The following is a 14,983-nucleotide window of genomic DNA, read 5'->3' as shown; positions in this document are numbered from 1 at the left end:
GTCAGCTACGCTGAGTCCTGGATAGATGGTGCAAGCTCCATTGATGTTCCGCTTGCTTACAGGCCGATGCTAGAAGGATCCAAAGGAAAGAGCGCACTATTATGGATCAGTCGAAACATAATAGTGCGCTCCTTTTGTCGTTACTGAACGTTCAAGGTGACATTGGTCGAGCGTGAGACTGTGCCCGAAGTGGCGGTGATCGTTAAGGTGTAACTCTTCTGTGCTTGTCCGAAGAAACCGCTAGTTGATGAGCCGCAGCCGGAAAGGCCAGCGAGCAGAACGGTTCCAAGAAGCAGAAGGACGAGTGAGCCAACTGTTCCTCTGAGTCCTTTGGCTGCCTTACGGAGCCTCCCGGCAAAGGGCATCAGAAGAAGACCCAGTAACATCGGTGCGATAGCGCGGGCCGGACTGCGAGGTGACTGAAGGTTGGCTACGGTCTTCGGCAATGTTACCGTAAGGGTCACGTTTGTCAACGAAGAGCCAGCAGACAGAACCGCTGGTGTCAAGGTTGCTGTTCCCCCCGTTGGCACACCCGCTACAGAGAGCGTGACTGGTGCGGGGAAGGTGGTTCCATTGGAGGGGCCTAGCACGATCGCGTAAGTTGCCGTTCCACCCGGGACAACGGTCTGTGTCGGGGCTGCAGAGCTACTGCCTCCTGAGCCGCTGCTACCGCTTCCTATCGAAAGCGTGTAATCCTGCACGAGTTCGGCAATGGCGGAACTTGTGGCAGAGTTAAAGTTGTTGCTTCCTGCGTAACTTGCCGTGATGGAGTGAGTGGCAGCTGAAAGGTTGCTCGTCGTGAAGGATGCACTGCCATTTGTGAGAGCTACGGTTCCCAGAGCAGTTGTTCCGTCATGGAAAATGACGGTTCCTGTCACAACTGACGCGGTAGAAGATATTGTCGCAGTAAAGGTAACCGCATTGGTGATCAGAACCGGATTGGTATTTACTACCAGTGTTGCCGTTGGGGTTACTTTGTCGATGGTGAGAGTGGCAGTCGTGGAAGGCGAAGTATAGGTAGCAGTATCGGTTGGGGTGAAGGTTGCCATAAGTGTATAAGTGCCTGCGGCAATTACCGTTGTTTTTGATACAACGGTACCCAGAATGGTGTAGGTGAAGGTACCAGGAACTGTTGAGCCTCCGCTGGTTGCCGCCGCATTCAAGACGGAAGATAGTGTGGTTCCGTACGTGATGGGCGAAGGTTGCGTCCAGCTAAGGGTGGGAACAATTTTGCTGATTGTAACGCCGGTAGAATTTGCGCTTGCCAGGAAGCTGTTCGCGCTGCCGGCGTAAGTTGCCGAGATAATGTGGGAACCTATCCCTTGAAGAACAAGATTGCTTAAGGTTACCGAACCATTGCTCAGAAAATACGCCCCTCCACCTAAAGTGGTGGATGATCCGTCCGGTCTGGTGTCGGTGATCGTTACCGTGCCTGTGGGAACAGTGTTAGTTTTGCCGGCAGTGGTATCGGTCACCGTAACGGTAATCGATATCGGAGAGCCGAGGGAAACACTCGAAGGTGTGACGGTAATGGCGGTTGCCGTGGTATCTCCGGGATAGATGCTGGTGCCATTCAGTGTGATCTGTTGTGTAGCGTTCGTCTGGTTTGCATTGTTATTTGTGATGGTTGCCGTTTCGGTCAGCGTTCCATTGGTCTGTGGTTTGAATTTGAAGGCGACGTTACAAGTTTGTTCGAAGGTCAGGGAGGTGTTCGGATTGCAAGGATTTGTATCCGTGCTGTTCTGAACAAAGTCATTCGGGTAACTCGTTGCTGCTGTGAAAGCGAGCGGCAGATTACCTTTATTTGTAACAACGACAGATTTTGGACTATCGGAACTGGTGATTCCTTGAGTGGTGGAAGTGAAGGAGAGTGTGCCGGCCGTGCGCTGAACAAAAACGATCCGCCCATAACTCCAGTCAGGATAGTAGATATTGCCATTGGCATCGATGGTATGGGTAAAGGCCATCCCCAGGGAGTTGTTCAGTCCGCCCACAGAGAGCAGTGAGCCGGAAAAGTCGCTGGCGAGAGAAATCAAGCGGGAGTTGTTGATGTCGGTGAGGGAGATATTCCCAAAGGGATCCACAATGGGAGATCCTGCACTCGAAATCGCCGCAGTTAAGCCTGTTGGCGTAATTGTGGTGACTACACCAGCGGGGGAAAGCCGATAGATGACGTTTGTTGCGTTGGCCGTGTAGACATTTCCGAGGGTGTCAACAGAAACCCCATAAATGGAATCGCTATTGAAGGTAATGCCTGGGAAGTTCACTACAGTTCCTGTAACCGTTGCAGTAGAGGCGGTGGTTGCAGGTGGTGTGAACTTAACGATGCGTCCAGAGCCATAATCTGCAACGTAGATATCGCCGGAAACGTCCACCGCCAATCCGGTTGGAACGGAAATGTTCTGCGAATTGGCCGTGATGGTCATGGCTGTTACAGTGCCAGAGGGTGTGATCCGCAGGACGACGGAAGAGTTATGATCGGCGATGTATAGGTTTCCGGCGCTGTCTAAAACGATGCCAGTTACTAGTCCAATGGTGTAGGTTCCGGTATTAACGGTTGTGGGGTTACCGCCTCCCGCTGGAATCTTATATACGGTTGCGCCCGTGTAGCTGCCGGCATAGATGTTTCCATTGCCATCGACGGCCACCTGGTAAGTGTTGGCAATGGATGTTGTTCCGGTGCTGATGACGCCGGCCACCGAAGGCGAAAGGATCGCCTGGGAAGCGTCTGCAATACCGAAGAGAGGAATCGTTAAAACATTGTTGGTGATGCCGGTATTGGGATGAGCTGAAAGGGTTCCTGGCTGGCCCGGACTAAAAGTGGGGTTCGTAAAGTGATAGGAAACAGCCAAAGCGCCCTGACGCAGACCCGAGGCCAAAGGCAGAAAATCTACAGCGACGGTACACGTCGTGGTGCTGTTGTAGGTGGTTGCTGTGCACGTGGTTGCGCTGTTCTGCTTGAAGTCCCGGTTGGCAGTGCCGTTTGTAAGAAATTGAATATTATCAATCTGCATTCCTGCTGTAATTGCGAGTTGCAGACTGTGCGTGGTCGGCGTTGTGGTGCCCAGGGTTACGTGTCCAAAACCGACACTACGCTGTTGCGTTTTACGAATTTGATTGTTACCCGTGTCTGCGATGTAGAGTGCGCCGAAAGGATCGACGGCGACTGCTCCTGGTGTCGTAAGCGTGTAACCGTATAAGGTGTAGCTGGAAACATTGTTGTTGGTGTCGATCTTCCTGATGAGTCCACTTGTCTCGTTGCAGACATAGAGAGTGCCGTTATTATCGATTGCCACTCCGGTAGGTCCGGAGAAGGTTTCACCTGAGGCAATTTCGGTACCTGTTCCGTCAGAGACCTTCACGATACGGTTGTTGCCTTTGTCCGCAATGTAAAGATTTCCTGTGCGGTCAACAGCCAAGCCGCTGGGCCTGTTCAGTGGAGTCGTGACGGTGATGCTGTAAACGGAGGCGGTTCCCGTCGCGGGAACAAGAAGAATGCGTCCACTTGCCGGTTCACTAATATAGATATTGTTCGATGCATCGACGGCAATGCCATAAGGACCGGCCAAGGTGATTCCGCCCATATCGATGGTAGATTGCGTGCCGTCGGGAGTTACTTTGATGATACGGTTGTTTTCAGAATCGACAATATAAAGATTTCCCCCATTGTCGAGTGCGAGTCCCTTTGGAGACGTCAGTCCTGTAATAGCAAGTGAAGAGACGGAGCCGCCGGAAGCGACCTTAAGAACTTGCGCTGAACCCGTATTTGATATGTAAAGCGTACCGTCAGGATGAATAGCAACGCCCGCAGGAGCCTGTAACGCGATGTTTCCTGTCGAGATCGTTTCATTTGTCCCATTGGTTCGAACACTGGCGACAGCTGCCCAAGCCGCGCTCGCTGTGCTCCAGGAATAAAAGAGCATAACAAGTATAGCCAAGGACAGAGAATATCTAGGGCGCATCCTAGGCAGCCCGTAGAAAGTTTGTTGCTGCGTAAATAAAGTCTTCATAGTACTTTCGTCTTCCGTTAAGGAACGGATCTTCTTCAAGATCGTTGGCGCATCATCTGCTTTGGGGGATTGCTCTGAGGGTGCTTTCAGAGCAAGAACCGACTATGACACTATAACGGAAATTCGTCAATCATAAGCGATTTCGCTTCGGTCTTTATTCGTATATCACTAGAAGTGTGCCTTGTAGTGTTACGAAATAAGAAATAGCTGACGGTGTGAATATACGGTTTCACAGGCAGAAAAGCTCTTCGCATTCCCTCTGCAAAACAAAAGTAATTAGATTTTCTTAAAGAATCCGATTGGTGTGTGCTTCGGGCTTTACAGGCTGATCCCTAGTTCACTTCCATCGATCATGAACAAAGTGGCGCTGATACTGTGACAGATTTGAGGGCCAGCACGTTGAGGAAGCTGAAGACTGTCACAGTCTCTGTGCTTTAGGGTGCATCTGGCGCGGGAGATGCTTAAGCCCCTCAAATCTCACATTATGCTCTATCAAGGGATGACAGGAGAACATGCTGATCCAAATGGCGATTCGGGTGGATGTTGTAACGGATCATAAGGAAGGCTTATTGGTACTCGATCCGAGAAGAGGCAAACAGCTGAAACTTGGACAAGAGAGAGGTTATTCGTGAGATCAATAACTTTACCGCAGGAGTGAAAATAGGCGGACGGTTAGAAGCTTCTCAATGAAATATGGTTGGCAAAATCGGCATTAAGCATATTTATGAATAGTTAACAGATTTACCTCTTGCACGCCTTCATGTTTCGACCTACAATTGCCCGCGTTCAATCGGAACTAGTAAGGCAGTTCCGCTGGACCCCAGGTTGCTGCAATCTCGTTGAGACTGTTATGAAACATTGTGAGCTGTAAGGATCGCAATGGTCTGGACGAAGATGCTCTATTAAAAAGAGCGCCGCGCCGCAACTATTCTGTAGATAGCAATAAGAGCAGTTAGCGCAGCTGTGTCTAGCAAATCTTATCTCCTGAATTATTTGGCCCAGATCGAGTTGAAGAAGAAATACCGGACCGGTATTTCATAACTTCGCAAGCGAGGTATAGGTGTGAAAAAGCTTCACTTGTTCTTGACTGGTCTAGTCTTATTCGTGTTGCACAGTGCTGTTTATGCTTCGACGTGCAGCGTGTCCTACACCTACGTGAGCAGCTGGTCTGGAGGTTTTCAGGCAGCCATCTCAATAACGAATACCGGAACAACAGCACTCAATGCATGGACGTTACAATGGAACTTTTCCGGGAATCAGCAGATTTCCAGCCTATGGGGTGGAACTGCCAGTACTTCCGGCAAGACCGTTACAGTCACGAATGCCAGCTATAACGGAACCATTACTGCAGGAGGCACCGTAAGTGGCATAGGATTTGTCGCCAGTTATAGCGGCCTCAATTCTACTCCTGCAGTGTTTTCCCTTAATGGATCCCTATGCGGCGCAAATAGCACCCCATCGGCGCCTGCAGATCTGACTGCCGCATCTGGAAACCAGAAGATTACACTCATGTGGACTTCAAGCTTAACGGCCACGAGCTACTACATTAAGAGAGCTACAACCAATACAGGAACCTTTACCGTAGTTGGCACTTCCGCCGCTACCAGTTTTGCCGATTCGACCGTGACTAACGGTACGACATATTTCTATGAGGTTTCGGCTCTAAATTCTGCCGGAGAAGGTCCAAATTCAGCCAAGGTGTTTGCGACGCCAGCTACTACACCTGTCGATGTAACGATTCTTCTCGATCCTTCCCAGACCCTTTCGATTTCGCCATGGATCTATGGGGTCAACTCCTATTCTGAAATCACAAATCCTCCACCTAATCTCACACTCAATCGCCTTGGCGGGAATCGTTGGACTGCCTATAACTGGGAGACCAATGCCTCGAATGCCGGTAGCGATTACGTATATAACAATGACAATTATCTGAGTAGCAGCAGCACTCCAGCAGAAGCCATACGTCCAACCATTGCCGCCGATCGTGCGGCCAATAGGTCAACGGTAATGACTGTTCAGCTTCAAGGCCTGGTAGCTGGGGATGAAAATGGTTCTGTCAGTGTAAGCAATCCTCCGGACATGACACGCTTCAAGACGGTTGTGGACAAGAAGAGCACAATGACAAGCGCTGCTTTCACGACCACACCATCGACAACAGATGCTTATGTCTATATGGACGAGTTCCTGTGGGCTATGGATCAGAAATTTCCAGGGAGCGGAATTTTTGGCTCAAGCACGACACTGCCCACCTTTGTGAGCCTGGATAACGAGCCTGAACTCTGGAACACGACTCATTTAGAAGTCCAGGGATCAACGCGCATTACACCCGAAGATTACATCACAAAGACAATAACCATGACCAAAGCTCTAAAGGATCAATTCCCTAATGTAGTCATTTTCGGTCCTGCGCATTACGGATTCCTTGGTCTGTACAACTGGCAGGCCTCGATGACTGCTACACCTTCTGGGGCGGACTGGTTCACAGACAAATATCTACAAGAGATAAGCGCTGCATCGAAAACCTATGGCAGATCATTAGTCGATGTCTATGACTTTCACTGGTATCCGGAAGACTATGATTCCAATAGCACACGTGTTACCAGCCTTACCGGTTCAACTCTTACCGATGCACAAATACAGCTGATCGTGCAGAGTCCGCGTAATCTCTGGGACACAACTTTCACTGATCCTGACAACAGCAATCCATGGGTTAATCAGGTCTTGGGTAATGCTCCCGTCTATATTTTAGGAAGATTACAATCCAAGATTAATTCTGAGTTTCCAGGGATGAAGATCGCCATCACCGAATATGAGGGCGGTGGATGGAATCACATCGCTGGCACGATCGCTCAGGCCGATTACCTTGGCATCTTTGGTAGCCAGGGTGTCTTCGCTGCCAATTTCTGGCCACCAAGCGGAACTTACTCTTATGCTCTCGCAGGCTTCCGTGCATTCCGTGGCTTTGATGGTTCCACTGCTAATTTCGGTGACACTGCAGTGAAATCGACTTCGAGTAATGTGCAAAATGTGGTTGTTTATGCTAGCACGGATAGTACAACCCCAGGACGCGCTGTGCTCGTCGCAATCAATCGTTCATCCGCCTCTCAGGTGACGGCAATCCAAGGACTCACGTTATCGGGTACAGCCCACATGTATCAGATGACGGCTGCTACAGCATCGGGACAGACCACAATTGAACCAGTGCCGAGTGGCACTTCGGCTGCGAGTGGATCATCGTTCATGGTGACCCTACCCGCATACAGCGTAACCACTATCGACGTTCATTGATTCTATAAATCTGAAGAGAAGACATAATCGGACATATACCGGCCAGGCCGGTATATGTCCGATTATTCCTATTCTGTTCGCAAAGCCTGCATCGGATTGACGGAGGCTGCACGGCGCGCAGGCAACCATGCGGCAAATAGACCTGTCATCAGCAATACCCCACAGGCGACAGCTAATGTAAACAGGTTATGAGGAGCAATCCCAAACAGCAGGGTTCGAATCAGTTGTGTTCCGGCAAGAGAGGCTGCGATGCCGACGATAAGGCCCATCCCCACCAGTCGCCCTGCCATGCCCAGCACCATTCGCAAGATATCGCCACGCTGTGCGCCAATCGCCATTCGGACCCCAATCTCCTTTGTTTGTCGAGTTACTGTATAGGACATGACTCCATAGAGACCCGCTCCACCAAGAAACAACGAGATCAGTCCGAAGGTGGATAACAATAGCATCGTGAAACGCTCTTGAGCCACTGAGGCGTTTACGACATTTTCCATAGATTCGACACTTAACAAAGGAGTCCGGGCATTATCCATAAAGATAGCGCGTGCAGGTGTTGCGACATCTATAGAGGCAGACTTCATGCGCACTACCCAGCTTGCTCCAACGAAACTGTTGATCATGAGTGTCTGTTTATCCGGGATTTGGGTGTAGGGTAGATACATAATTCCAGGTACGGGCTTATCCAGTCCCTCTTGCTTCACATCTCCTGCTACGCCAACGATCTCGCGTATGTTGTCCTCGAACCCCGGGCCCATGGCAGCGCCAATCAAGATATGCTGACCCACTGGGTTTTGGTTCTTGAAATAAGTCCGTGCAAATTGCTGGTTTACCACTAGGACAGGTGCAGAGCTGTGAGTGTCGGATTGGGTGAGCGCTCGGCCTGCAAGAATCGGGATGTGTAGCGCCTCAAAGTAGTGCCCGGTAATCGGCATATATTTTTCGTCGCCGCTTGAATTGGGTTGTCCCGCAGGCCGTCCCAGGATATCGAAGGGCAAATCGGGAACAACTTGCGTAGGTAAGCTATCTACGGCAGCAGCAGACTCCACCCCCGGGAGTGACTCTAGCCGCGTAACCAATACATCCAAGCGCTGTCCATATGCAGCGCTGCTTGCTGCCTGCTCGTCAGTAAATCCAGTTCGGAAGGTGAGCACATTCTGTGCACTAAAGCCTGACGGAGAGTGAAGCAGGTTCCAGAAACTTGTAAGCAGCAGAAATGCAGCTACAAGCAACATCAGCGAAAGCGCAACCTCGCCTACAACCAGAGACTTCTGCGCGAGATTATTCCCAGCCACAACCTGCAATGAATTCGCTCGCAAGGAATCGCTAAGCTGAGTACGTCTGCTTTCAATGGCGGGTACGAGACTAAAAACTAAGGCACATAGAAGGATAAGACCCACTGTAAAAAGCAAGGCGGAACTGTCGAAACGCAGAAATGCGAAGTGAGGGAGTTGGATTGGGCTTATATGCATCATTATCGGAATGGCGAATTCGGCAAGAAGAACTCCTATCATTCCTCCGGCCAAGCTCAGAATGGTATTTTCTACCAATAACTGGCGCAAAATATGCCACGCAGTAGCACCAATTGCCGCGCGCAGGTTCATCTCTTTGCGGCGTCCTATCGAACGGGTCAGTAACAAACTCAGTATGTTGGCCGACACAATCAGCAATACAACAACAACAGCCCCCATCAGCATGACTAGTACAGGGCGAATCTTTCCTACCAGAGAGTCATGGTAGTCATGTACCCGTACCGATTCATTTGGGTGCCACAGTTTTGGATAGGCATCTTTGAATTCCAGTAAAACATTTCTTAAGTCGGCCTCTGCTTGAGAATGCGTTACACCTGGCTTCATGCGGGCAACGAGATTGTAATTATGACTGTGATCTTCCGGGTCTTCTGCGATTATCAGCGGAATCCATACATCCACTTTGGAATCGAGCCGAAACTCTGGGCCAGCCACGCCGATAACGGTATAAGGCTTATTGCCAAGAATAATGGAGTGCCCGAGGATGCCAGGATTTGCTCCAAACTGGTTCCGCCAAATTGAATCGCTTAGTACGGCTGTGCCGGGAGTATTCGGAAGCATATCTTGTGGGGTAAACCCCCGGCCTTGCTTGGGTGAAACGGCGAAGACGCGAAAGAAATCGGAAGTTACACGAAGTGCATCCAGAGGAACAGCTTCGCCATTTTCGACTAGGTTTACATGACTTGGTAAGTAGTCATAGGCAGCAACCGAATCGAGCGCCCGGCTCATGCGCCTGAAGAAGAGGGCTCCCGTCCCTGTGTATGCTTCGCTTTCAGCCCCATTCGGAAAAAGGCGTTCAATTCGAACGATCCGTTCGGGATGTGTAAATGGCAGGGGTTTTAGCAATACTCCATACAGAATCAGGAACACAGTCAGGTTTGCACCAATGCCTAATGCCAGCGTAAGTACGGCTGCAGCTGTAAATCCCGGACTCTTTCGTAACTGTCGAAATGCAAATCGCAAATCTCGTGAAAGATTGGTAAGCGAAGGAAGAGTCCAGCGTTCACGATAGGCCTGTTTTGCCTGCGCTACTCCTCCGAGCTTTATCAAGGCATCGCGACGCGCTTCCTCCGGATTCATTCCAGAGCGAAGGTTATCGTCGATATGCATCTGGAGATGGCTTTCCAGTTCGGCTGAAAATTCCCGATCGCCACGCCGATCTGTGAAAATTCCATAGAAACGTAACCACAGCGCTCTGAGCTTTCCCATTAGCCCTCCTGCGCTGGAGAGAGGAAGCGCTCCAGTATTGCAGTTGTTTGTGTCCAATCGCGAGTTTCACGTTCGAGCTGTTTTTTCCCTGAGCGGGTCAGCTTATAAAACTTGGCTTTACGATTGTTGTCCGAAACTCCCCATTCGGAGGAGATGGCCCCTTCCTGCTCCAACTTCAGCAACGCAGGGTAGAGTGTGCCGTAATTCAGCACTAACAAGTTTCCGCTGGTCTGTTCAATGCGCCGTGCAACCCCGTAGCCATGTAACGGTCCCATGGTTTCGAGTGTCTTCAGAATCATGAGAGAAAGGGTTCCTAACCACACATCTGCCTTGTCGGCCATGAAATCTCCTATTGGGTTCCCATATATATCAGCTCTCCTATGGGACTGCAATAAGAAAAGAAAATATGTGGATGACTAAGAGCTCATACATGCTAAGTTGTTGAATCATTTGAGATCAAAGGGGGATACGGCGAAGGGCTTAGTGGGAATGTTCTAGGTGCAAGAAGAAGGCCCGGCAGGTAGATGCCGGGCCTTCTTCTTGTATGGATCTTAATTTAGAAGTTCTTCTTCAGTTCGCTGTAAGCCCAATCGAGCCAGGGCAGCAGTGCTTGGATGTCTGAGGTTTCGACCGTTGCTCCACCCCAAATACGCAGTCCCGGAGGTGCATCGCGATAAGCCCCGATATCGTGAGCTGCGCCTTCTTTATCGAGCATCGAGCCAATGGACTTCGCGTGCTTGGCCTGATCCTCTGGCGAAAGTGCTTTGTAGGCTGGATCGACGATCTTCAAGCAGATCGAAGTGTTGGAACGAATCGCCTTGTCTTCTGCAAGGAATCCGGCCCAAGAGGACTTCTCAACCCAATCCTCGATTGCCTTCAGATTAGCTGTCGAGCGGGAGATGAGTGCGGATAATCCACCAATCGACTCTGCCCATTTCAATCCGTCGAGTGCATCTTCGACGCAGAGCATGGACGGAGTATTGATGGTATCGCCGACAAAGATTCCGTCAATCAGCTTGCCGCCCTTCGTCATCAGGAAAATCTTCGGCATTGGACGCGCAGGCGCATAAGCCAGCAGGCGTTCTACGGCACGCGGGCTGAGTGCAAGCATGCCATGTGCCCCTTCTCCGCCGAGAACCTTCTGCCACGACCAGGTGACGACGTCCAGTTTCTTCCAGGGGATCTCCATAGCGAAGACGGCGGAAGTGGCGTCACACAAGGCTAAGCCCTTGCGATCGTCTGGAATCCAGCTTCCATCGGGCACGCGGACACCCGAGGTGGTTCCGTTCCAGGTGAAAACTACATCACGATTCCAGTCCGCTTGCTTCAGATCCGGAATCTTGCCGTAATCGGCCTTGAAGATCCGCAGATCTTGCAGCTTGAGTTGGTTCTTACAGTCATTGGACCAGCCATTGCCGAAGCTTTCCCATGCGAAAACGTCTACGCCGCGTTCGCCAAGCAACGACCACATGGCCATTTCGAATGCCCCTGTATCCGATGCAGGAACAATACCGAGAAGGTAATCATCCGGAATACCAAGCAGCGCTTTACTGCGCTGGATGACTTCCCCTAGCTTGCTCTTACCGATTTTTGCGCGATGCGAGCGGCCTACAGCTGCATCCTTAAGAGCGTCAAGTGTCCAGCCAGGCCGCTTTGCGCATGGCCCGGAAGAAAAACAGGGATTCTTTGGAGTCTGTGATGGCTTCATAGCTATTAAATGTATCCTGAGTCCATGATTTTATCGGATTCTGAAGCGGAGGGGGTATTAACACTCCCGTCACATTAGGAATCGTGTGTGGAGCTTTCGTCCCACAAAATGAAGTCTTGATTGAAAGATGTCGTGAATAAAGGGCAATGGCCTTTCCTCTTCGGGGCTTCTGTCCCCTATCACAGATAGCTGTGCAGCGTTCAAACTTGCGATGGAAGAGGATCTGGGCTCAATTTCTGTGATTTTGCATGGACGCAGGGCCGAAGCGACGTGCAGCGAGAAAAGAGATGCCGGAATGAATTATGCAGGGCATTTCCAGGGAGCAAAATGCTGTCGCTTTCATCCTTCGATGCCCGTGCAGGCATGTTCTGAATCCTCTAAAGAGCTTGTTAAAAGTAACTAATTGGGTTACTTGGTCGCTGGATAGTACCCATCTTGGATCTGAACGTTGAGATCCTTCTTTTTCGGTACTAGTGACACCTGATGGAAATTGCCTCCTCCTTGCTGTTGAGGCGAATACGTCAGAAGAAATTGGCTATGTAGCTCTTCGGCCAGATCGTTATAGGCGCGGTCCAGGTTGTCTTTTTTATTTGCTTCGAAGATGTGGCCGCCGGTTTTCGAGGAGATGTGGTCCAACGTCTGCCGGCCATCGACACGTTTGCCTTCAAGCTGAGGCCCTCTGTCTCCACCTCCGCCTGAGCCTCCGGGATTCCCGCCGCCTGGCCATCCTCCACCTCCACCGGGCCAATTGCTGCCAGGTCTCCGTCTCCCTGTCTGATCTTGGGAGTTGGAATTGTTGTAATTACGCGGCAGGTCTTCGCCTTTCAAGTAGATGGAATAGATGACTGTATTTGCCTGCTGCGCTGCCTCAATCGCACTGACTGCGCTTACTTTACTGTTGCGGTCGCCACCCTCCGAGATCAACACCAGAATCTTGCGGCCTTGCTGCTTGTTCATTAATTCATTGGCTGCAAGATAAATCGAGTCGTAGACCACGTCGGAGGGGCCTCTCCAGCGCTTTCTGGATCTGTCCGAATCATCTGTACTGTCATTTTTCGGAGCTTCGGACGAAGCAGGGGAGAGCTGATCCAGCGAGGCCAGCAGCTTGTCGCGGTGTGCTGTTGTGTCCTGCAGCAGTTCAACTTCACGATCAAAGTGAAGGATAAAGGCCTTGTCCTGCGGATTGGTGAGGATTTGCTCCAGAAAGTGTTTGCTGGCAGCTTTCATCTGATCGATGTTGCCACGCTGGGTCATGCTGGTATCGATGATGAGTCCCAATGTAATCGGCTGGCTGGTTGCAGGAGCAAAGGCGCGAATCGTTTGCGGTTTTCCATCCTCAGTGAGAGTGAAGTCATCCTTCGTCAGGTTTGTGATGAATTTATCGTGTTTGTCGCGGATGACGACAGGGATGGTGACCTCTTTTCCCATGTTTTTCAGGACGGGAGTGTCTTCGGCTTTCAGTTGTGAGCATATGAACGGAGAAAGACCAGAAAGCAGCAGGCCACAGGAGGCACGGAGGACGAATCCTGAAAACCGAGACTTGAGGCGGGATGCGAGCAACATTGAATGTGTCATGGAAGCTTTGGCCGTTACGATAGGCCCTCTCCGTTTAGACGAACGAGAAAACGCTTTGGCTGGGCAGATTTACCTTCAGGGGTAAATCTGCCCGACGCAGACTATTGTCCGCCTTTGCCAATATCCATGCTGGCGGAAATTGGGTTCCGTTCATCGATATATTTTTCGATAACCTCATCCAGGAGACCTTTGGACTCGAGAATGAACTCCACAGCATCCCGGGCGGCTCCGTTACCACCCGTATTGGGTGTGACGTAATGAGCGGCGGCCTTTACCTGGGCTCTGGCGTTACCGACTGCGACGGCAAACCCGCACTCGCGCATCACCGGAAGATCGATTACGTCGTCGCCCACATATGCAATTTCTTCCAGGGACACATTTTCAGAGGCCATAATTTCGCGAACGGCCTTCATCTTGTGTGCCTGGCCCATGAAGACGAATTCCAGACGCAGATCACGGGCCCGTAGCGCTACTGTCTCAGAGATACGCTTGGTGATAATTCCACACTTCATCCCGCCCAGCCGTGCCAGGGAAATGGCCGTGCCATCGTGAGCATTGAATCCCTTGGCCTCGACCATGCTGGTCGAGGAAATGGCATATCCGCCCTTCGATTCCATCTTTTCGATATGGCCTTGTGTCGAATTACTGGACTGTGCCGGAGCTGGGAAGAGCCAGATGCCACCGTCAGTCAGGACACCATCTACGTCAAACAAAATAATCTTGATGCGCCGGGCGCGCTCAGTTGCGGTCAGGGTCATGGGGTGATTGTAACGGGCTACAGGGGTTTATTTATGGCCTCACTTTGCCATGCGGAAGAACATGGCGATTGCAATGCAGAATCCGACGGTGATGACGAAGCGGCGGACAAGCTTTTTCCCAACTTTGCGGGCGATTCCCGCTGCTCCATATCCTCCGGAAACCGCGCCTAGGGCCATAACCATCAGATACGGCCAGTAAACCAGCTTTGCGGCGATAAAGAGGACAGATGCCACCCCGTTGATGCAGAGAGAGAACATGCTGGTCAGGGCGCTCATCTCCAGGATGTCCGTCATACCCAGTACCCCTAGGATAGAAAGCATCAGGATGCTGAGGCCAGCTCCAAAATATCCGCCGTATATGCCTGCAAATAGTTGAATCAACATGGCAGAGGCTAACCATCCGCCGCGCTGTCTGGCTGCAGGTGCGGAAGTGCCCAACTTGCGCTGTACCGCTCCCTGAATAGAGAAGAGCAAAGTGGCGAAGAGAATGAGAAACGGAACCAGGCGGTCGAAAAGTCCTGGAGGCGTAATTCTCAGCAGCAGGGCTCCGATGGCTCCTCCAATCATTCCGGGAATAATGAGGAGGCGCATACGCGGATCGGTTCGGCCTAGCTCACGACGAAATCCCCAGATGCTCCCGAGTGAACCGGGCCAGATCGCCACCGTACTGGTTGCGTTTGCATTCAAGGCTGGCAGCCCTAGCCAGATCAGGGCAGGGAAGGAGATCAGGGTGCCTCCTCCGGCTACGGAATTAACAGCTCCAGCAAGAAAGGCAGCGAAAAAAGCGACGGCCAAGTGAAAGGGGTCGACAATAGCCATATCCTGAATTTTCTCAGAGAACGGTGGATTCCTTTGAGAGAGAAAGAGTTAAGGTCTGCTGAATAGCCGATCTCAAGAATGGGGCGAAGA

The 14,983-nt window shown here is 51.1% G+C and carries 8 protein-coding genes; 1 reads left to right on the top strand and 7 read right to left on the bottom strand.

From position 1 onward, the window contains the following. Positions 1-140: 140 nt before the first annotated feature. Positions 141-3,938: a virginiamycin B lyase family protein gene (locus AC6I7T_RS12880; protein WP_497793864.1), complete on the bottom strand. Its 3,798-nt coding sequence runs from the start codon at positions 3,936-3,938 to the stop codon at positions 141-143. 1,134 nt (positions 3,939-5,072) lie between these two features. Between AC6I7T_RS12880 and AC6I7T_RS12875 the strand changes: the two genes are divergently transcribed. Continuing rightward, the gene (locus AC6I7T_RS12875; RefSeq protein WP_497793863.1) at positions 5,073-7,298 is read left to right on the top strand and encodes a glycoside hydrolase family 44 protein; all 2,226 of its coding nucleotides are present in this window, start codon (positions 5,073-5,075) and stop codon (positions 7,296-7,298) included. Between the two features lie 68 nt (positions 7,299-7,366). Here AC6I7T_RS12875 and AC6I7T_RS12870 read toward each other — a convergent pair whose 3' ends face one another. The 6 genes from AC6I7T_RS12870 to AC6I7T_RS12845 form a co-directional block, all read right to left on the bottom strand. Further along, complete coding sequence (locus tag AC6I7T_RS12870) at positions 7,367-10,033, bottom strand: ABC transporter permease (RefSeq protein ID WP_497793862.1); 2,667 nt, start codon at positions 10,031-10,033, stop codon at positions 7,367-7,369. Then, positions 10,033-10,374 carry a PadR family transcriptional regulator gene (locus AC6I7T_RS12865; protein ID WP_497793861.1) on the bottom strand — a complete coding sequence of 114 codons (342 nt, stop codon included), beginning with the start codon at positions 10,372-10,374 and terminating at the stop codon, positions 10,033-10,035. The genes AC6I7T_RS12870 and AC6I7T_RS12865 overlap by 1 nt, the downstream gene beginning before the upstream one ends. Before the next feature lie 215 nt (positions 10,375-10,589). Then, entirely contained in the window at positions 10,590-11,741 is a 1,152-nt protein-coding gene (locus AC6I7T_RS12860) for a phosphoserine transaminase (protein WP_497793860.1), read from the bottom strand. A 408-nt stretch (positions 11,742-12,149) separates the two neighbouring features. Beyond that, entirely contained in the window at positions 12,150-13,169 is a 1,020-nt protein-coding gene (locus AC6I7T_RS12855) for a VWA domain-containing protein (protein ID WP_497793859.1), read from the bottom strand. A gap of 248 nt (positions 13,170-13,417) precedes the next feature. Next, complete coding sequence (locus tag AC6I7T_RS12850; protein ID WP_497793858.1) at positions 13,418-14,074, bottom strand: KdsC family phosphatase; 657 nt, start codon at positions 14,072-14,074, stop codon at positions 13,418-13,420. A gap of 39 nt (positions 14,075-14,113) precedes the next feature. Further along, positions 14,114-14,893: a sulfite exporter TauE/SafE family protein gene (locus AC6I7T_RS12845; protein WP_497793857.1), complete on the bottom strand. Its 780-nt coding sequence runs from the start codon at positions 14,891-14,893 to the stop codon at positions 14,114-14,116. Positions 14,894-14,983 lie beyond the last annotated feature (90 nt).

The organism is Humiphilus diazotrophicus, from assembly GCF_059726315.1.
This window is presented reverse-complemented; position numbering and strand designations above follow the sequence as displayed.

Excerpts from the sequence above, each read along its gene's own strand:
- AC6I7T_RS12845 (WP_497793857.1), bottom strand. The coding sequence starts at position 14,893 with ATGGCTATTGTCGACCCCTTTCACTTGGCCGTCGCTTTTTTCGCTGCC.
- AC6I7T_RS12865 (WP_497793861.1), bottom strand. The coding sequence starts at position 10,374 with ATGGCCGACAAGGCAGATGTGTGGTTAGGAACCCTTTCTCTCATGATT.
- AC6I7T_RS12860 (WP_497793860.1), bottom strand. The coding sequence starts at position 11,741 with ATGAAGCCATCACAGACTCCAAAGAATCCCTGTTTTTCTTCCGGGCCA.
- AC6I7T_RS12850 (WP_497793858.1), bottom strand. The coding sequence starts at position 14,074 with ATGACCCTGACCGCAACTGAGCGCGCCCGGCGCATCAAGATTATTTTG.
- AC6I7T_RS12855 (WP_497793859.1), bottom strand. The coding sequence starts at position 13,169 with ATGGGAAAAGAGGTCACCATCCCTGTCGTCATCCGCGACAAACACGAT.
- AC6I7T_RS12870 (WP_497793862.1), bottom strand. The coding sequence starts at position 10,033 with ATGGGAAAGCTCAGAGCGCTGTGGTTACGTTTCTATGGAATTTTCACA.